This is a genomic window from Pseudomonas sp. FP198 (assembly GCF_030687895.1).
GTDB lineage: Bacteria > Pseudomonadota > Gammaproteobacteria > Pseudomonadales > Pseudomonadaceae > Aquipseudomonas.
In genome coordinates this window covers 4357011-4376227 of the sequence record NZ_CP117452.1, presented here as the reverse complement: position 1 = coordinate 4376227, position 19217 = coordinate 4357011, and the positions used below count along the sequence as shown (strand labels likewise).

Genomic DNA, 19217 nt, shown 5'->3' with positions numbered 1-19217 from the left:
GCTGAGGATCAGCCGGACGGTGCAGGGCGTGGGAGCATGGCTTCGAACCTGTTGTTATTGGTTTTGTGCGAGCGATGGTGAAGGGCCGCCCGGGATCGGTTCAATTGGCGTTTGACGGTTTTGGGCGATTATCGAACGGCAAAACAACGAACGAGCGGACGAGATTCCTGTGGGAGCGAGCCTGCTCGCGAAGGCGGAGTTTCAGTGACGAAGATGCTGGATGTAATAACCTCTTCGCGAGCAGGCTCGCTCCCACAGTTGAATTTGTGTTGGGGCTGGGAATCAGGCGCAAACAAAAAGCCCACCTTTCGGTGGGCTTCGTGTTCAGCGTTCAAGCATCCATCAAAACAACTTCGTCTCTGGCGCTTTCTCCGCGATCGGTTCGCGCTTGCCCGTCTCGGCATTCCAGCCGCCGCCCAGGGCCTTGTACAAATTGACCTCGCTGGTCAGTTGCGCAAGGCGATCGGTGATCAGCGATTGCTGTGCGCTGAACAACTGGCGCTGGGCGTCGAGGAAGGTCAGGTTGCTGTCGACGCCGATGCGGTAGCGACGCTCGGCCAGGCGGTAGTAGTCCTGGTTGGCGGCGACGAAGTCGGTCTGTGCCTGCAACTGTTCGTTGTAGGTCTGGCGGGCGGCCAGGCCGTCGGAGACTTCCTGGAACGCGGTCTGGATCGACTGCTCATACTGCGCGACGTTGATGTCTTTCTGGATCTTGGCGTAGTCCAGGCTTGCCCGCAGGCTGCCGGCGTTGAAGATCGGCAGGTTGATCTGCGGAGCGAAGGTCCAGGTGCCCGAGCCGCCCTTGAACAGGCCGGACAGGTCCGGGCTGAGGGTGCCGGCATTGGCCGTCAGGCTGATGCTTGGGAAGAACGCGGCCCGCGCGGCGCCGATATTGGCGTTGGCGGCGAGCAGGTTGCGTTCGGCCTGGAGGATGTCCGGGCGCCGTTGCAGCAGGTCCGACGGCAAGCCCGGTGGCACTTCGCTGAGCAGGTCAGCGCTCAGCGGTTGTGTCTGCAGGTTGGCCGGCAGGCCGGTGCCCAGCAGCAGGGTCAGGCTGTTTTCGTCCTGGGCCACCTGGCGGGTGTAGCGGGCCAGTTGCACGCGGGCGTTTTCCACCGCCGTACGGGCTTGGCTCAAGTCCAGGGCCGAGGCCACCCCGACTTCGGCGCTGCGCGAGGTCAGCTTCAGGCTTTGCTCATAGGTGCCGAGGGTATCCTGGGTCAACTTGAGCAGTTCCTTGTCGGCCTGCCAGGTCAGGTAAGCGTTGGCGACGTTGGCCACCAGGCTGATCTGGGTGCTGCGGCGGGCTTCTTCGGTGGCGAAGTAGCTTTGCAACGCTTGCTCGCTCAGGCTGCGGACGCGACCGAACAGGTCCAGTTCGTAGGCGCTGATCCCCAGCGTCGCCGAGTAGGAGCTGCTGATTGCCGCTTCACCGGTTTGCGAGGCGCGTGCCGGCACCCGTTGGCGGCTGCCTGAACCGGTGGCCGAGACCGCCGGGAACAGGTCGGCGCGCTGGATGCGGTACTGCGCGGCGTAGGCGTCGATGTTCAGCGCCGCGACGCGCAGGTCGCGGTTGTTTTCCAGGGCGACCTGGATCAGCTGTTGCAGCGCCGGGTCGTGGAAGAACTGTTTCCAGCCCTGTTCGGCGGCGGCCTGGCCGGGTGCTTTGGCCGGCTCGTAGGCCGGCCCTTGCGGGTACTGCGCCGCGACCGGTGCTTCGGGCCGCTGATAGTCGGGTATCAGCGAGCATCCGCTGAGCACGACGGCGGCGATGGTCAGGGAAAGTAGCGACTTGCTCATTGGCCAGCCTCTTTAGAAGTTTCAGGAGTGTTGTCCTGGTCGATATTTTTACGCCGACCGATTGACGACACCGTCACGAAGAACAATGGCACCCAGAAGATTGCCAGGATGGTCGCGGTGAGCATACCGCCAATCACGCCGGTACCGATGGCGTGCTGGCTGCCCGAGCCGGCGCCGGTGGAAATGGCCAGTGGCACGACGCCGAGGATGAACGCCAGGGAGGTCATGATGATCGGCCGCAGACGCATCCTGCAGGCTTCGATCGCGGCCTCCACCAGGGTCCGGCCCTGTTCATGGAGCTCCTTGGCGAACTCGACGATCAGGATGGCGTTTTTCGCCGCCAGGCCGATGGTCGTCAACAGGCCCACCTGGAAGTACACGTCGTTGGACAGGCCGCGCAGGCTGGTGGCCAGCAGGGCACCGATAATCCCCAGCGGCACCACGAGCATGACCGCGATCGGAATCGACCAGCTTTCATACAGCGCCGCCAGGCAGAGGAATACCATCAGCAGCGAGAGCGCGTACAGTGCCGGCGCCTGGGAACCCGACAGGCGTTCCTCGTACGACAGGCCGGTCCAGGAGATGCCGACACCCGCCGGCAGCTTCTGCGCAATGGCCTCGACTTCGGCCATCGCTTCACCCGTGGAATAACCTGGCGCCGGAGCACCGAGGACTTCCATCGCTTCCACGCCGTTGTAACGGGCCAGTTTCGGCGAACCGTAGGTCCACTCGCCCTTGGCGAAGGCGCTGAACGGCACCATGGTCCCGGCGCTGTTGCGCACGTACCATTTGTTCAGGTCCTCCGGGCTCATGCGCGCGTCCGGTCGGCCTTGGATGTAGACGCGTTTCACCCGACCACGGTCGATGAAGTCATTGACATAGTTACTGCCGAGGGCAATCGACAGCGTGTTGTTGATGTCCGAAAGGGTGATGCCCAGGGCACTGGCCTTCTCGTCATCGATGTCCAACTGGTACTGGGGCTCGTCGTTGAGACCGTTCGGACGCACCTGGGTCAGGACCTTGCTCTGCGAAGCCATGCCCAGGAACTGGTTGCGAGCCTCCATCAGCTTTTCGTGACCGATGCCGGCGCGGTCCTGCAGGAACACGTCGAAACCGGTGGCGTTACCCAGTTCCATCACCGCTGGCGGAGCGAAGGCAAACACCATCGCGTCGCGGAACGTGAAGAAGTGCTGCTGGGCGCGGCCGGCGATCTTGAATACGGTGTTGTCGGCGTTTCGCTCTTCCCACGGCTTGAGCATGATGAACGCCATGCCGGAGCTCTGGCCACGACCGGCGAAGTTGAAGCCGGTCACCGTAAACACCGAGGCCACACCATCCCCTTCACCGCCGTCCTTGCTCGGACGCAGCAGGAACTCACGCATCTTGTCCACGACCACCTGGGTGCGCTCGGCACTGGAGCCGGCCGGTGTCTGCACTTGGGCAAACAGCACGCCCTGGTCTTCTTCCGGCAGGAACGCGGTCGGGATGCGGGTGAACAGCCAGACCATGCCGACCAGGATGATCACGTAGGCCAGCAGGTACGGGGCCTTGTGCTTGAGCATGTTGCCCACGCCACGCTCGTAGCTGCGGACGCCACGGTCGAAGTTGCGGTTGAACCAGCCGAAGAAGCCGCGTTTCGGCGTGCCGTGCTCGCCCTTGGGGATTGGCTTGAGCATGGTGGCGCACAGGGCCGGGGTGAAGATCAGGGCAACCAGCACCGACAGGGCCATGGCCGAGACGATGGTGATCGAGAACTGTTTGTAGATCACGCCGGTGGAGCCGCCGAAGAACGCCATCGGCAGGAGTACCGCCGACAGCACCAGGGCGATGCCCACCAGGGCGCCCTGGATCTGGCCCATGGATTTCTTGGTCGCTTCCTTGGGCGACAGGCCTTCTTCGCTCATCACCCGTTCGACGTTTTCCACCACGACGATGGCATCGTCCACCAGCAAGCCGATGGCCAACACCATACCGAACATGGTCAGGGTGTTGATGCTGAAACCGAACGCGGCGAGGATACCGAAAGTACCCAGCAGTACCACCGGCACCGTCATCGTGGTGATGATGGTGGCGCGGAAGTTCTGCAGGAACAGGAACATCACCAGGAACACCAGCGCGACCGCTTCGATCAGGGTTTCAATCACGCCCTTGATCGATTCGCTCACCACTGGCGTGGTGTCGTAGGGGAACACCACCTCCAGGCCTTGCGGGAAGAATGGCTTGAGGTCATCGACGGTCTGGCGCAGGGCCTTGGCCGTGTCGAGGGCGTTGGCGCCAGTCGCCAGGCGCACTGCCAGGCCGGAAGCCGGCGCGCCGTTGAACTGAGCGTTGATGCTGTAGTTTTCGCCGCCGAGGGCCACATCGGCGACATCGCCGACGCGCACTTGCGAGCCGTCCGGGTTGACCTTGAGCAGGATCGCCTTGAACTGCTCGGCGGTCTGCAGGCGGGTCTTGCCGATGATGGTGGCGTTCAACTGCTGGCCGGGCAGGGCGGGTAGGCCGCCGAGCTGGCCGGACGCGACCTGGACGTTCTGCGCGGAAACCGCGTTGCTCACGTCGACCGGGGTCAGGTTGAATTTGTTCAACTTGGCCGGGTCGAGCCAGATCCGCATGGCGTACTGGGCACCGAAGACCTGGAAGTCACCGACACCCTTGGTGCGCGAGATCGGGTCCTGCATGTTCGACACGATGTAGTTGGACAGGTCCTCACGAGTCATGCTGCCATCGCGCGAGACCACGCCGATCACCATCAGGAAGTTTCTCACCGACTTGGTCACGCGGATGCCCTGTTGCTGCACTTCCTGCGGCAACAGCGGAGTGGCCAGGTTCAGCTTGTTCTGCACCTGGACCTGCGCGGTATCGGAGTTGGTGCCTTGCTCGAAGGTTGCGGTGATGGTCATGCTGCCGTCGGAGTTACTTTCCGACGACACATAACGCAGGTTGTCGATGCCGTTGAGCTGTTGCTCGATGACCTGCACCACGGTGTCCTGCACGGTTTGTGCGGATGCACCCGGGTAGGTCACCTGGATCGCAATGGCCGGCGGCGCGATGCTCGGGTACTGGTTGATCGGCAACTTGAGGATCGATAGGGCCCCGACCAGCATGATCACCAGGGCAATCACCCAGGCGAAGATCGGACGGTCGATAAAGAATTTCGACATGGTTTACTCCCCTTTGCCGGCGGCTTTGTCAGCTGCCTGAGCGGGGGCCGGGTTCTTTGCGTCAACGTTGGTGGCTTCGGTGGCTTTGACTTCCACCCCTGGCCGTACGTACTGCAAGCCTTCGGTGATCAGGCGATCACCGGCCTTGAGGCCGTCTTCGATCAGCCACTGGCTGCCGACGGTACGGCTGGCCTTGAGCTGACGCAGTTCGACCTTGTTGTCCGCGCCCACCACCATCGCAGTCGGCGTACCCTTGAGGTCGCGGGTCACGCCTTGCTGCGGCGCCAGGATTGCGGCGCTGTTCACGCCGGCCTGCAGCTGTGCGTGGACAAACATGCCCGGCAGCAGCGTGTGCTCAGGGTTGGGGAACACGGCGCGCAAGGTCACGGAGCCGGTGGTCTGATCGACCGAGACTTCGGAGAACTCCAGCTTGCCTTCATGGGGATACTGGCTGCCGTCTTCCAGCGTCAGCTTGACCATGGCGGCGTTATCGCCAGCCTTCTGCAAACGACCACTTTCCAGCTCACGGCGCAGGTTCAGCAGCTCGACGGAACTCTGCGTCACGTCGACGTAGATCGGATCGAGTTGCTGGATGGTCGCCAGGGCGTCGGTCTGGCCATTGCTCACCAGCGCACCCTCGGTGACCGAGGAGCGCCCGATGCGACCGGAGATCGGCGCGTAGACCTTGGTGTAGCGCACGTTGATCTGGGCCGTCTGCAGGTTCGCTTCCGACTCCAGGCGGTTGGCCACGGCGGTGTCGTACTCCTGGCGGCTGACCGCCTGCTCGTCGACCAATTGCTTGTAGCGATCGGCGATCGACTTGGTGGATCGCAGGTTGGCCTCGGCGCTCTTGAGGTTCGCTTCATAGACGGCCGGGTCGATCTGGTACAGCTGCTGGCCGGCCTTGACGTCGGCGCCTTCCTTGAACAGGCGCTTGAGGATGATGCCGTTGACCTGCGGACGCACTTCGGCGACGCGGAACGCACTGGTGCGGCCCGGCAATTCGGAGGTCAGGGTAAAAGGCTGAGTCTTGAGGGTTACGACGCCGACCTGAGGAGGGGGAGGGGCAGGGGCAGCCTCTTCCTTGTTGCATCCGCTGAGCAGCGATGCCAGGGCGATGGCAGTGACCAGAGCGGTAACAGCTGGCTTGAATTGCATGGAAATCCTCGGGTCCAGGCGCGCAACAGGCGCACTCGAAAAGTGGAAGGTTAAAAAATGAGCATTATTCAATTAATAGGTTGCTAAGAAATATACTTACGTACATGGTTGTTTGTAAACAGCCAAATTGCGTACCATCCGTATTTACAAAAGCCTGACAAAGGCCGATGCAGTCCGGGGACGCGTTCCGACAGGCACTGCCTCATAGGTTATCCAACCGATCCTTACGCATTGCTTACGCATCCTGATTGAGGTGTTTACTGCCATGGTACGTCGTACCAAAGAAGAAGCCCTGGAGACTCGCAGCCAGATCCTTGAAGCGGCCGAAAAGGCCTTCTTCGAGCGCGGCGTGGCGCGAACGACGCTGGCCGACATCGCGACGCTGGCCGGTGTGACGCGTGGTGCGATCTACTGGCATTTCAGCAACAAGGCGGATTTGCTCCAGGCCATGCTCGATACCTTGCATGAGCCGCTCGATGAGCTGGCCCGCGCCAGCGAAAGCGAGGAGGAACTCGACCCGCTGGGGTGTGTGCGCAAGCTGCTGGTGAGGTTGTTCCAGCAAGTGGCCCTGGACCCGAAAACCCGCCGCATTAATGAGATTCTGTTCCATAAGTGCGAATTCACCGATGAAATGTGCGACTTGCGCCAGCAGCGGCGCGAGGTCAGCCTTGACTGTAACGTGCGCATCGCGCTGTCCCTGCGCAATGCAATGAAGCGTGGGCAGATGCCAGATGACCTGGATCCCGAGAGGGCTGCGGTGGCTATCCATGCCTATATCGACGGGATCCTCTATCAGTGGCTGCTGGCGCCGGACAGCTTCGCCCTGGCCGGTGAGGCCGAGCGCTGGGTGGATATCGGGTTGGACATGCTGCGCCTGAGCCCTAACCTGCGCAAATGAAACAAAGTGTGCAATTGCGACCGGTTATGTCAATGGCGTAGGACGTTGCCGTCGTCTCCCGGGCGGTGTCGTATAAAACCAGGTTGTTTTTATATACGCATGGTTGCCGCGATGACAGGTCCAAAAGCGCCTAATTTGTAGGAAATTTGTTGGGATTGGATGACAGATTGTTAACATCCGCCGCTTGCCAACAAAAAAGCCCCGGCTCTTTCGAGTCGGGGCTTTTGCTTTAAACGGCGCGGGGTTTACAGCACGGGATAATCGATATAACCCACCGGTCCCTTGCCATAGAAGGTTTCCGGGTGAGGTTCGTTCAGCGGTGCATCGGCTTTCAAGCGTGCCGGCAGGTCCGGGTTGGCAATGAACGGCACGCCGAACGCCACGGCGTCAGCCTTGCCTTCCGCCAGCCAGGCATTGGCGCTCTCTTTGGTGAAGCGCTCGTTGGCAATGTACGGGCCGCCGAACGCTTGCTTCAGTTGTGGGCCGATGCTGTCCGCGCCTTCTTTCTCGCGCGAGCAGATGAAGGCGATGCCACGCTTGCCCAGTTCGCGGGCCACATAGCTGAAAGTTTCCAGGCGGTTTTCGTCGCCCATGTCATGGGAATCGGCGCGCGGTGCCAGGTGCACGCCCACGCGGCCGGCGCCCCAGACTTCGATCGCCGCGTCAGTCACTTCCAGCAACAGGCGAGCACGGTTCTCCAGGGAACCGCCGTAGTTGTCGGTGCGCTGGTTGGTGCTGCTTTGCAGGAACTGGTCGAGCAGGTAGCCGTTGGCGCCGTGAATTTCCACGCCATCAAACCCGGCGGCCTTGGCGTTTTCGGCACCCACGCGGTAGGCATCGACGATGTCGGCGATTTCCGCGGTTTCCAATGCGCGCGGGGTCGGGTAGTCGGCCAGCGGACGTACCAGGCTCACATGCCCCTTGGGCTGGATGGCGCTCGGAGCGACCGGAAGCTCACCGTCCAGGTAGGACGGGTGGGAAATCCGACCGACGTGCCAGAGCTGCAGGAAAATCTTGCCGCCAGCGCCGTGGATGGCTTTGGTCACGTTGGCCCAGCCGCGTACCTGGTCGTTGGACCAGATGCCTGGGGTATCGGGGTAGCCCACGCCCATCGGCGTTACCGAAGTGGCTTCGCTGAGGATCAGCCCGGCGGAGGCGCGCTGCACGTAATACTCGGCCATCAGCGCATTGGGTACTCGGCCTGCGTCAGCGCGGCAGCGGGTGAGCGGGGCCATGATGATGCGGTTTTTCAGCTCGATGTCGCCGAGTTTGATGGGGTCGAAAATTGTCGCCATGAAATGCAACCTCGCAAGTGAAGGGTTAAAAGTCAGTGAGTGGCAGGGGCCAGGTCGGCATTGCCGCCCTGGCGAAAAGTGATCAGGGTTACCAGCAGCGCCAGCACGGCCAGCGCGCCGGCGGCCAGGGGCACGGCTGTCAGGCCCAGGCCATGGTCGATGACACTGCCGCCGACCCAGGCACCCAAGGCATTGCCAATGTTGAAGGCACCGATGTTCAGGGTGGACACCAGGTTTGGCGCGGCTTTGCCGAAGGTCACCACGTTGACTTGCAGGGCCGGCACGGCGGCAAAGCAGGCGGTGGCCCAGAGGAACAGGGTGATTTCAGTCGGGATCAGCGCCACGCTGGTCCAGCTCAGTACCGTGGATACCAGCGCCATGGTCAGGAAGACGCCCATCAGCGTGTTCGCCAGGCTCTTGTCCGCCAGCTTGCCGCCGATGATGTTGCCAAGCGTCAGGCCGAGGCCGATCAGGACCAGGGTCCAGGTCACGCCACGGGGCGAAACGCCGGTGACTTCGCCGAGCAAGGGGGCGACGTAGGTAAACAACGTGAACACCGAGGCGGAGAACAACGCGGTCATGCTCAGCGACAGCCACAGGCCTGCGCCCTTGAGCGCCACCAGCTCGGCGCGCATGTCGAGTTTTTCCTCGTCGCGCTTGGCCGGCAGGAAGCGGATCAGACCGATCAGGGCGATCACACCGATGACCGTCACGGCCCAGAAGGTCGAGCGCCAGCCGGCCTGTTGGCCCAGTGCGGTGCCCAGCGGTACGCCGAGCACATTGGCCAGGGTCAGGCCAGTGAACATCAGGGCCACGGCCGAAGCGCGCTTGTTCGGCGCCACCAGGCCGGCCGCCACCACCGAGCCGATGCCGAAGAACGCACCGTGACACAGGGCGGTGACGACCCGGGCGAACATCAGCACGTTGTAGTCGCTGGCAACGGCGCAGAGCAGGTTGCCGACTATGAAAATCCCCATCAGCGCCACCAGCGCAGCCTTGCGCGGCAGCCGCGCGGTGGCCATTGCCATGAACGGCGCACCGATGGCCACGCCCAGCGCATAGCCGGTCACCAGCCAGCCGGCGCCGGGAATCGATACGCCGAGGTCCGCCGCCACATCGGGCAACAGGCCCATGATGACGAATTCCGTCGTGCCGATGGCGAAGGCGCTGAGCGCCAGGATCAAGAGTGAAAGGGGCATTTCGAATCCTTGTCAGGTCAGAGCTCTTGGCTCATTTGCTTGAGGAATTGCTGGATCACGTCCTCGTTGCGTTTGAAGAAGTGCCATTGACCGACCTTCTGGCTGGTGATCAACCCCGCCCGCTGCAACACCGCCAGATGCGCCGAAACCGTGGACTGCGAAAGGCCGCAGCGCTGATCGATCTGGCCGGCGCAAATACCGAATTCATGGTTGTGCAACTGTTCGGGGAACTGGACCTTGGGGTCCTTGAGCCAGTTGAGGATGTCTCGCCGTACTGGGTGCGCCAGGGCTTTTATTATTTCGTCGAGGTCGAGGGTCATTGGGGCAGCTCTTATGAATAACGCTATATCGCGATGAGGCGAACCTTAAATCGTTGCTTCGCGATATACCAATATGTATTTGATCTGAGGGACGAACAAATCGCTATATCGGGTTATAACGATATAGGCGTGGCGATGGTAAGCTGCCCGCCATGAACTATCTCGCACACCTGCACCTCGGCGGCCCTGGCCGGGAACAACTGCTCGGCAGCCTCTACGGCGATTTCGTCAAAGGGCCGCTGCAGGGGCAATTCACTCCGCAGATCGAGGCGGCGATCGCCCTGCATCGACGCATCGACATGTACACCGATCGCCATCCGTTGGTGGATATCGCCTTGTCGCGCTTCTCCACGGTCCGCCGGCGTTATGCCGGGATCGTGCTGGATGTGTTTTTCGACCATTGCCTGGCCCGCGACTGGGCGCAGTACGGCGAAGGGCCGCTGCTGGATTTCACTTCCCGGGTCTACCAGGTGCTCGCCGCCGAAGCGCAACTGCCCGGGCGCCTGGCGCAGATCGCGCCGTTCATGGCGGCGGATGACTGGTTGGGTTCCTATCAGGAATTCGAGGTGCTCGGGCAGGTGCTGCGCGGTATTTCCCGGCGCCTGTCGCGGCCCGAGGAACTGGCCGGGGCGATGGGGGAGTTGGTCAGGCTGTATGAGCCGTTGAGCGAGGATTTTCGGTTGTTCTATCCGCAGTTGCAGGATTTTGCGCAGAACCAGATCACACCGCAAAATTGATCGTGGGAGCGAGCCTGCTCGCTCCCTCAGGGGAAGTTCACAGGCTTCGGATCAAGCCGCAATCGCCGCAGGCCGTACCGGCGCTTGCTGTTTCTCTGGAATTGTTCCGAACAGCGCCTTGTGCACCGCCTGCTGCGCCTGGAACGCTAGGGCTGCGCGTTCCTGGCCGTGGCAGGCGATGGGCTCGAGCAAGTGGATTTGCACGTCGCCCAGGTCATTGGCAAACAGGCGCATCAGGTGCGACAGCAGGTCATCATCGCCAATGAACGGTGCCAGCAAGTCGGGTTCGCCGTTACGCAGGTAACGGATCGCCACCGGTTGCAAGGCCACGTCGGCATCAATGGCCGCCGACAGCAGGCGCCCATGGAACGTGCGCAGCGAACGTCCGTCGGTGGTCGTGCCCTCGGGGAACATGAGCAGCGGATGCGCTTGCTCCAGATGACGGCTCATCTGTTTGCGAATCAACTGGCTGTCGCCCGAGCCGCGCCGGATGAACAGGCTGCCGGCCTTGGCCGCCAGCCATCCAGCCACCGGCCAGGTGCGCACTTCGGCCTTGGACAGGAACGACAGCGGCGTGAGCATGCCCAGCAGCGGGATGTCAGTCCAGGACACATGGTTGCTGACCCACAGCATCGGCTGCTTTGGCAGGTGTCCATGAACGGTGACACGAAAGGGCAGGGCATTGCTCAGTCGCGCCATGAAAAACCGCGACCAGCGCTGGCGGCGCACCATCGAATGGGCCAGCCCCAGGCGTTCCAGCAGCCCGAACACACTGGCCATGGCCAGGCCCAGCGCGACGACCAGCAACACGCGCGCGATTCGCGCGTACACCCGCAGCCGGCTCATCACACCGCTGCCTTGAAGTGGCGGGCATAACGCGGGCAGAGTTCGTCGCGCTTGAGCAGAATGAACACGTCGGCGACCTGGAAATCCTCGTCCCAGCACGGCTCGCCGCAAATCTTCGCGCCCAGGCGCATGTACGCCTTGAGCAGCGGTGGCATCTCGGCGATGACGTTGGACGGAACGTCGAGTGCCGGCAAGGGTTTTTTCGGCACGGCTTGCAGGTGTTCGGTGCACAGGTAGCGTTCGCGCAGGCGTTGCATGATCGCCTGGGCCTGGATGCCGCCGTCTTGCATCGGAATGCTCGCGCAACCCATCAGGTAGCTGTAGCCGCCTTCATTGAGGACTTCGGCCAGTTCGCCCCAGAGCACCGCGATGGTGCCGCCGTTGCGGTAGGCCGGGTCGACGCAGGTGCGGCCGATTTCCAGGATCGGACCCTGGAGATGGACCAGCCCGTGCAGGCTGAATTCTTCTTCGCTGTAGAACCGGCCCAGGCTGCTGGCGGCCTGGTGGTCGAGCAGGCGGGTGGTCGCCACGAGGCGGCCGGTGTTCAGGTCGCGTACGCCGATGTGGGCGCAGTGAACATCATAGTCATCCATGTCCAGACCCAGTTCCGCGCCCTTGAGCTTGGCGTTGAATTCGCCGCTGAAGACGTTGAAGCGCAGGGCCTGTGCTTCTTGCAAGGCCTTGGCGCCAATCAGGCGTTCGGCTTGCAGGCGGCGTTCATTGCCGGTGTCGCTGATGCGGGCGATCTGAGTCATAGCGAATCTCCGTGCGGGCTTTACACCCGTCTTGGGGTGAGCCAATCGACTTTCTTTATGCAGCCATGTTGTGCAAAGTCAGGCTATGTAGCCCCGGTGTCATCGCCATGAAGCTTTGGTGATGCTTATATGACAGCCCACGAGGAACCCCCATGCCTTGGCAAACCCTGATCGAACGCGGCGAGCGGTTGCCTGCCTTCATGGATCTGGCGGAAGGTCACGCGAGCTTGTTGCAACGGCTGGGGCCAGTCACGCCATTCGAGCTGGCCGTGGCCGGCGCAAGGTTGATGGCCACGCCGGGGCTGGCATTCCTGGTGGGCTACCAGGCGGCGCTGCGGGCGCTCTGGCCAAGCGCGCCGCAGAGCCTCGGCGCCTTGTGCGCCACCGAGCAGCGCAGCCTGGGCCCGGCGGATATGCAGACCCGTCTCAGCGACTTGCGGGTGAATGGACGCAAGGATTTCGTCACCGCGGGCGATGCCGCCGAATGGCTGCTGATCGCGGCCCGAAGCGAAGCTGTCGGCGAAGCACCGCGGCTGAAGCTGGCGGTGGTCTATGGCGGAGAACCTGGTGTGAACCTGGAAAAACTCCCCGCCATCCCCTTGATGCCGGACATCGGCCATGCTCGGGTATTGCTCGATGGCGCGTTGTGCGAAGTGCTGCCAGGTGACGGCTGGGATGCCTACGTCAAACCGTTCCGTACCCTGGAAGACCTTTATGTGCTCAGTGCAATGGCTGCCTGGCTCTATGGTGTGGGCCAGGAGTGCGATTGGCCGCAGGCCTTGCAACTGCGCCTGTTGGCTCTGCTGGCGGGGTGCGCGGAGGTGAGTCGGCAAAATCCGTCCAGTGCGGCCGGGCATGTGCTGCTGGGTGGACTGTTCGCGCAGTTCAAGGGGCTTGATGTCGAATTGAATGAGGCCCTGGCTGCTGGGCCGGCGTCGTGGCGAGAAATGTGGGGGCGCGACAAAGGGGTCATGGATATCGCGGCGGCCGCGCGGGCCAAGCGGTTGGCCAAGGCGTTGGAATCTTTATTGGCTTGACGGGCCTCTTCGCGAGCAAGCTCGCTCCCACATGGATCTGTGCCGCGCGTGAGACCCCATGTGGGAGCGAGCTTGCTCGCGATGGCGTCCTCCCAGACCCCATCAACTCAAACTGTCATCAAGCCCGGCTAGGCTCTGCAGGTTCAACCCTGCGAGCCCCACGCATGCCCAGACGCTGGCTGTTGCTTCCGCTGTTGCTGTTGACCCTCACAGCCCGCGCTGAAGACTGGCCGTCAGAACAATGGCCAACCGGCCCGACGCCCACTGGGCCGGCCCTCGAAGCGCTGGAGCAATACGCCTTTCCCCAAAGGGATGACAGCACTCGCGAGGGCATCCGCACCGACGCGCTCCTGGTCATCCAGGACGGCCGACTGGTCTATGAACGCTACGCCGGACCCACGACCGCCCGGACTCCGCACCTGACCTGGTCCATCAGTAAAAGCCTGCTGGCGACAATTTTCGGCGTGGCCTACGGCGAAAGGCTGTTTGCCCTGGACGATCCCGCTGCCAAGTACTACCCGCCGCTGCAGCGACACCCGGACATGACCCTGGCCGATCTGTTTCATTGGGCTTCCGGCCTGGACTGGCAGGAAGACTACGAATACGCGCCCCTCAATTCCTCGGTCGTGGCGATGCTCTACACGCGGGGGCGCCACGACATGGCGGCGTTCACTGCCGCGCACGCAAGCTTCGGCCCGCCCGGGCAAGCGTTCCGTTATTCCAGCGGCGACAGCAATCTGCTGGCGGCGGCGCTGAAAACCATTGTCGGCCCGGCGCGTTATGCCGATTACCCCTGGACGGCCCTGTTCGAACCGCTGGGCATCCGCCATGCGACCTGGGAAACCGACGCCAGCGGCACGTTTATCGGGTCGTCCTATGCCTACCTCACGGCGCAGGACCTGGCGCGTGTCGGTTTGTTGATGCAGCGCGATGGCTACTGGGGCGACCGCCAATTGGTGCCCAAAGACTGGATAGCATTCAATCGCGAGCCGTTCGCCGGGTTCCAGGCGGGCCAGGACGAAGCCGTGCCTGGCGGGCATTGGTGGCTCAACCGCGGTGCCGACTCCACCCTCCGCCCATGGCCTGACGCACCGCCGGATACGTTCGCCGCGCTCGGCCACTGGGGCCAGGCGCTGTATATCATTCCCAGCGCCAGGCTGGTGATCGTGCGCTACGGCGATGACCGCGACGGCAGCTACCGCCACAACGAATTGCTCAAGCGCGCCATGGCGGCCTTCGCCGGAGCGGTGCGACCATGAGACGCAACGTGTTGCTCAGCCTGGCGTCGGTGCTGCTCATTGCCCTGTTCGGTTGGGTCTGGCTGGAACGGGTGGCCCTGCAGGCTTTCCCCGACATCATCAGCGCCTACACCGCCAAAGAGTATTGCTCGTGCCGCTATGTGATGCAGCAGTCGGCCGACTATTGCCGGGGCTACGTGAAGCAGTCGGTTCCCGTCAGCAATTTTTTCGAGGCCGTTGAAGCCAGACGCGTCACCGTCAGCGGGTTAGGGCGTAGCCACAGTGCGCGCTGGATCGGCGAGCGGCAGGGGTGTCGGTTGGAACCCTGAATGCTGATTCAAGGATTGCCTTTGTGGCGAGCCAAGTTTGTGGCGAGCCAAGGCAGTTGTCGAAACCGACAGTTTGCAATCGCCCTCGTCCCGGTTAAGGTTCGCCACAGGTTTCTCTGCCCTCCGAGTCTGTATGTTCAAGCGGTTTCTCCCCCTCGCTGTCATCACGTTGCTGCTGGCCTGCGCCGCGTTGCCGGCCCAGGCCGACTGGTACCTGGACGGCGAATCGTCGCGGCTTTCGTTTATCAGCAGCAAAAACGGCAATGTGTCCGAGGTCCAGCGCTTTCTCGTGCTTCATGGCCAGGTCCAGCCCAAGGGCCTGGCGCGGCTGGAGGTCGAGCTGGAGTCCATCAACAGCGGCGTCCCGCTGCGGGACGAACGCATGCGCGCCGAGCTGTTCGAGATCAAGCAGTTTGCCGAAGCCACCATCACCGCGCAGCTTGACCTGATGCCGATCCAGGACCTGGCCAACGGCGCACAGTTGGAGCTGCGCCTGCCGGTAACGGTGGACCTGCATGGCAAGCAGCACGAATACAACGTCCAACTGCTGGCGACGCGCCTGGATGAGCGACGTTTCCAGGTCGTGACCCTGGAGCCGGTGGTGCTCAACGCGGCGGATTTCGACCTGGCGCCGGGCCTGGAAAAGCTGCGCGCATTGGCCGGGTTGTCGACCATCAGCCTGTCGGTGCCGGTGAATGCGGTGCTGATCTTCACGGCGCGCTGACATGAGCGGTCCGGTATTCCCTTGGCGCGAAGGCAATCGCTTCGAATTGTTGATCGACGGTCCGCAGTTCTTTCCGCGCATGCTGGTGGAAATCGCCCGCGCTCAGGAGCAGGTGGAACTGGAGCTGTATCTGGTAGAGGCAGGCGCTTGCGCCGAGGCGATGGTCCAGGCGCTCGTCCAGGCCGCCGAGCGGGGTGTTCGCGTGCGCTGCCTGTTCGACGACTACGGCAGCCTGGCGTTTACCCTGGGGCTGCGCAATCGCCTGGTCGAGGCAGGTGTGGAGCTGCGGTTCTACAATCGCCTGAGCTGGCGTCGCTGGGTGCGCAATCTTTACCGCGACCATCGCAAGCTGCTGCTGGTCGATCAGCGCCTGGCGGTGGTCGGCGGCACCGGGGTCACCGACGAATTCTGGAACCCTTTGGAAGACCAAAGCGACTGGCACGAGGTGATGGTGGAAATCGTCGGCCCGTTGGTGCTCGACTGGCAACTGCTGTTCGACCGCCAGTGGCTCGCCAACCGCCATCGTCGGGCCTGGAAACCGGCTTCCAATTTCGGCTTGCCGCGCTTGCCCCGTGTTCCGCCGGTGGGCGAGGGCATGGGCCGGGTGGCCTATGCCGACGCCCGCCAGCACCGCGACATCCTGCAATCACTGTCCCGGGCGTTAAACAGCGGTCAGAAACGTATCTGGATGGCCACGCCGTATTTCCTGCCGACCTGGAACGTGCGTCGTTCCTTGCGCAAGGCCGCCGCCCGGGGCGTCGATGTGCGTCTGCTGCTGACCGGCCCGCGCACCGATCACCCCTCCGTGCGCTACGCCGGCCATCGTTATTACCCGCGCCTGCTCAAGGCCGGTGTGAAGATCTATGAATACCAGCCATGTTTCCTGCATTTGAAAATGGTGCTGGTGGACGATTGGGTCAGCATTGGCTCGTGCAATTTCGATCACTGGAACCTGCGCTTCAACCTGGAGGCCAATCTGGAAGCGCTGGACTCAGGACTGAGCCAGGCCGTGGCGGCCAGTTTTGAGCGCGATTTCGAGCAAAGCCTGCAAGTGAGCCTCGACGCCTGGCAGCGCCGGCCGCTGTGGAAGCGCGTCAAGCAACGGTTGTGGGGATGGGTGGATCGGCTGGTGGTGAATCTGCTGGATCGACGAGGTTAGTCCAGACACCACAGATACCATTGTGGGAGCGAGCCTGCTCGCGAAAGCGGTCCGACAGTCAATGATGCAGTGACTGAAAGATCGCCTTCGCGAGCAAGCTCGCTCCCACAGTGGATTTCAGTGGTCACAAAAATTGCGTTTGCCACGGACCCCTTGTGGGAGCGAGCCTGCTCGCGAAAGCGGTCCGACAGTCAATGATGCAGTGACTGAAAGATCGCCTTCGCGAGCAGGCTCGCTCCCACAGGGGGATTGTCAGAGCAACTCGAAACTCTGCTGCTTCACGTCCTGGGAATCCAGGCCGATCTGCACATTGAACTTGCCCGGTTCAGCGGCGTACTTGAGCTGGGCGTTGAAGAACTTCAGGTCGTCTTCGGTGATGTCGAAGTGGATGACTTTCTTCTCGCCGGCCTTGAGCATCACCTTGCGGAAGTTCTTCAGCTCTTTCACCGGACGGATGATCGACCCGGTCACGTCCTGGATGTACAGCTGCACCACGGTTTCACCGTCACGCTCGCCGGTGTTTTCCAAGGTGATGCTGGCATCGAGCTTGCCGGTCTTGTTCAGTGTGGTAGACGACAAGGCCATGTCCGACAGGTTGAACGTCGTGTAGCTCAAGCCATAGCCGAACGGGTAGAGCGGACCGGTGGTGTCGTCGAAATATTGCGAGGTGTAGTTGCCCGGCTTGCCCGGCGTGAACGGCCGGCCAATGCTCAGGTGGTTGTAGTAGGTAGGAATCTGCCCGACCGAGCGTGGGAAGGTGATCGGCAGCTTGCCCGACGGGTTGTAGTCGCCGAACAGCACGTCAGCAATGGCGTTGCCGCCTTCCGTGCCGCTGAACCAGGTTTCCAGGATCGCATCGGCTTGCTGTTGTTCTTCCAACAGCGACAGCGGACGGCCGTTCATCAGCACCAGCACCAAGGGTTTGCCGGTGGCTTTCAGGGCTTTGATCAGCTCGCGCTGGCTGGCCGGGATGTTCAACTCGGTGCGGCTCGAGGACTCGTGAGACATGCCACGGGACTCGCCCACGGCGGCCACGACCACGTCGGCTTCCTTGGCGGCCTTCACCGCTTCATCGATCAGCACCTGGGCCGGGCGCGGGTCATCCACCACTTCCGGTGCGTCGAAATTGAGGAAGTTGAGGTAGTCGAGCACCTTCTTGTCGCCGGTGATATTGGCGCCACGGGCGTAGATCAGCTTCGACTCGCCGCCCAGCGCACGGGCCATGCCGTCGTACACGGTGACCGACATCGCCGGGCGCCCGGCGGCGGCCCAGCTGCCCATCATGTCGATCGGCGCCTTGGCCAGTGGACCGACCAGGGCGATCTTCGCGGTCTTCTTCAGCGGCAGGGTCTGGTTGCGGTTTTCCAGCAGGACCAGGCTGCGGCGCGCCACGTCACGGGCATCGGCGCGATGCATGCGGCTGTCGGCATAGACGTCGGCCGGGTCATCCTCGGCCTTGCCGATGCGCAGGTACGGGTCCTTGAACAGGCCCATGTCGTACTTGGCGGCCAGCACTTCACGCACCGCGTTATCCAGGTCGCTCTGCTCGATTTCGCCAGCCTTGAGCAGCCCTGGCAGCTCTTTGCCGTAGAGCGAGTCGTTCATGCTCATGTCGATGCCGGCCTTGATCGCCAGTTTTGCCGCTTCGCGACCGTCCCGGGCGACGCCATGCTTGATCAACTCGAAAATCGCCCCGTGGTCGCTGACGGCCAGGCCCTTGAAGCCCCATTCCTTGCGCAACAGGTCGTGCATCAGCCAGGTGTTGGCGGTGGCCGGCACGCCGTTGATGGAGTTCAGCGCGACCATCACCCCGCCTGCACCGGCGTCGATGGCAGCGCGGTAGGGCGGTAGGTAGTCCTGGTACATTTTCACCGGGCTCATGTCCACGGTGTTGTAGTCCCGGCCGCCTTCCACCGCGCCATACAGGGCGAAGTGCTTGACGCTGGCCATGATGCTGTCGGCGGCGTTGGCGCCGCTGCCCTGGAATGCCTTGACCATTACCCCGGCAATGCGCGACACCAGATAAGTGTCCTCGCCGAAACCTTCGGAGGTCCGGCCCCAGCGCGGGTCGCGGGAGATATCGACCATCGGCGCAAAGGTGATGTCCAGGCTGTCGGCCGCCGCTTCCTTGGCCGCGATACGACCGGAGCGGTAGATGGCGTCCATGTCCCAGCTCGAAGCCAGGGCCAGGGGAATCGGGAAAATCGTCCGGTGGCCGTGGATCACGTCATAGGCGAAGAACATCGGGATCTTCAACCGGCTGCGCATGGCCGCGTCCTGCATCGGACGGTTTTCATCGCGGGTGATGGAATTGAACGTACCACCGATGTTGCCCGCGGCAATTTCCTTGCGGATCATCTCCCGGGGCATTTCCGGGCCGATGCTGATCAGGCGCAGTTGGCCGATCTTTTCCTCGAGGGTCATCTGCTTCATCAGGTTGCTGATGAAAGCGTCCTTGTTCTCCATGGGGGCTGGCAGGTTGTCGGCTAATACGGATTGACTGGCCAGGGTGACAAACAGGCCCAGCAAACACAGCTTCTTCATGAATTGTTTTCTCGCAA

At 62.6% G+C, this 19217-nt stretch carries 16 protein-coding genes; 7 read left to right on the top strand and 9 right to left on the bottom strand.

From position 1 onward, the window contains the following. Positions 1–342 precede the first annotated feature (342 nt). The 3 genes from adeC to PSH78_RS19925 are packed head-to-tail and all read right to left on the bottom strand — an operon-like array spanning position 343 to position 6119. The gene (adeC, locus tag PSH78_RS19935) at positions 343–1800 is read right to left on the bottom strand and encodes an AdeC/AdeK/OprM family multidrug efflux complex outer membrane factor (protein WP_305496268.1); all 1458 of its coding nucleotides are present in this window, start codon (positions 1798–1800) and stop codon (positions 343–345) included. Further along, on the bottom strand, positions 1797–4961 hold the full coding sequence (gene emhB / locus PSH78_RS19930; RefSeq protein WP_305496267.1) for an efflux RND transporter permease subunit EmhB: 3165 nt from the start codon (positions 4959–4961) through the stop codon (positions 1797–1799). The genes adeC and emhB overlap by 4 nt, the downstream gene beginning before the upstream one ends. A gap of 3 nt (positions 4962–4964) precedes the next feature. Beyond that, positions 4965–6119, bottom strand: a complete 1155-nt coding sequence (locus PSH78_RS19925) for an efflux RND transporter periplasmic adaptor subunit (RefSeq protein WP_305496266.1) — start codon at positions 6117–6119, stop codon at positions 4965–4967. A 265-nt stretch (positions 6120–6384) separates the two neighbouring features. Here PSH78_RS19925 and PSH78_RS19920 point away from each other — a divergent pair, with 265 nt between their 5' ends. After that, positions 6385–7017 carry a TetR family transcriptional regulator gene (locus PSH78_RS19920; protein WP_305496265.1) on the top strand — a complete coding sequence of 211 codons (633 nt, stop codon included), beginning with the start codon at positions 6385–6387 and terminating at the stop codon, positions 7015–7017. Positions 7018–7262: 245 nt separating this feature from the next. Here the strand turns inward: PSH78_RS19920 and PSH78_RS19915 are convergent, their stop codons facing one another. Genes PSH78_RS19915 through PSH78_RS19905 form a run of 3 tightly spaced genes read right to left on the bottom strand, consistent with a single transcriptional unit; the run spans position 7263 to position 9831 of the window. Then, positions 7263–8312, bottom strand: a complete 1050-nt coding sequence (locus PSH78_RS19915; protein ID WP_305496264.1) for an alkene reductase — start codon at positions 8310–8312, stop codon at positions 7263–7265. A gap of 32 nt (positions 8313–8344) precedes the next feature. Then, entirely contained in the window at positions 8345–9511 is a 1167-nt protein-coding gene (locus PSH78_RS19910) for an MFS transporter (protein ID WP_305496263.1), read from the bottom strand. A gap of 17 nt (positions 9512–9528) precedes the next feature. Continuing rightward, positions 9529–9831 (bottom strand): helix-turn-helix transcriptional regulator, encoded by a 303-nt coding sequence (locus tag PSH78_RS19905; RefSeq protein WP_014336977.1) that lies wholly within the window; start codon positions 9829–9831, stop codon positions 9529–9531. A 152-nt stretch (positions 9832–9983) separates the two neighbouring features. Here PSH78_RS19905 and PSH78_RS19900 point away from each other — a divergent pair, with 152 nt between their 5' ends. Further along, complete coding sequence (locus tag PSH78_RS19900) at positions 9984–10568, top strand: ACP phosphodiesterase (protein ID WP_305496262.1); 585 nt, start codon at positions 9984–9986, stop codon at positions 10566–10568. 51 nt (positions 10569–10619) lie between these two features. Here the strand turns inward: PSH78_RS19900 and PSH78_RS19895 are convergent, their stop codons facing one another. Continuing rightward, complete coding sequence (locus PSH78_RS19895; protein ID WP_305496261.1) at positions 10620–11414, bottom strand: lysophospholipid acyltransferase family protein; 795 nt, start codon at positions 11412–11414, stop codon at positions 10620–10622. After that, positions 11414–12169, bottom strand: coding sequence for an L-ornithine N(alpha)-acyltransferase (olsB, locus tag PSH78_RS19890; protein ID WP_305496260.1), 756 nt, complete (start codon positions 12167–12169; stop codon positions 11414–11416). The genes PSH78_RS19895 and olsB overlap by 1 nt, the downstream gene beginning before the upstream one ends. Positions 12170–12321: 152 nt before the next feature. Here olsB and PSH78_RS19885 point away from each other — a divergent pair, with 152 nt between their 5' ends. The 5 genes from PSH78_RS19885 to PSH78_RS19865 all read left to right on the top strand — a co-directional run bounded on the left by PSH78_RS19885 (position 12322) and on the right by PSH78_RS19865 (position 16656). Continuing rightward, on the top strand, positions 12322–13206 hold the full coding sequence (locus PSH78_RS19885) for an acyl-CoA dehydrogenase (protein ID WP_305496259.1): 885 nt from the start codon (positions 12322–12324) through the stop codon (positions 13204–13206). A 164-nt stretch (positions 13207–13370) separates the two neighbouring features. Continuing rightward, entirely contained in the window at positions 13371–14465 is a 1095-nt protein-coding gene (locus tag PSH78_RS19880; RefSeq protein ID WP_305496258.1) for a serine hydrolase, read from the top strand. Beyond that, positions 14462–14773 (top strand): amidase, encoded by a 312-nt coding sequence (locus tag PSH78_RS19875; RefSeq protein ID WP_305496257.1) that lies wholly within the window; start codon positions 14462–14464, stop codon positions 14771–14773. Before PSH78_RS19880 ends, PSH78_RS19875 begins: the two co-directional genes overlap by 4 nt. A 133-nt stretch (positions 14774–14906) precedes the next feature. Then, positions 14907–15497, top strand: a complete 591-nt coding sequence (locus PSH78_RS19870; RefSeq protein ID WP_305496256.1) for a YceI family protein — start codon at positions 14907–14909, stop codon at positions 15495–15497. 1 nt (position 15498) lies between these two features. Further along, positions 15499–16656, top strand: coding sequence for a phosphatidylserine/phosphatidylglycerophosphate/cardiolipin synthase family protein (locus PSH78_RS19865; protein WP_305496255.1), 1158 nt, complete (start codon positions 15499–15501; stop codon positions 16654–16656). Between the two features lie 252 nt (positions 16657–16908). On the opposite strand, the gene bglX is transcribed toward PSH78_RS19865, so the two are convergent. Beyond that, positions 16909–19200 (bottom strand): beta-glucosidase BglX, encoded by a 2292-nt coding sequence (gene bglX / locus PSH78_RS19860; RefSeq protein ID WP_305496254.1) that lies wholly within the window; start codon positions 19198–19200, stop codon positions 16909–16911. Between the last annotated feature and the right edge of the window lie 17 nt (positions 19201–19217).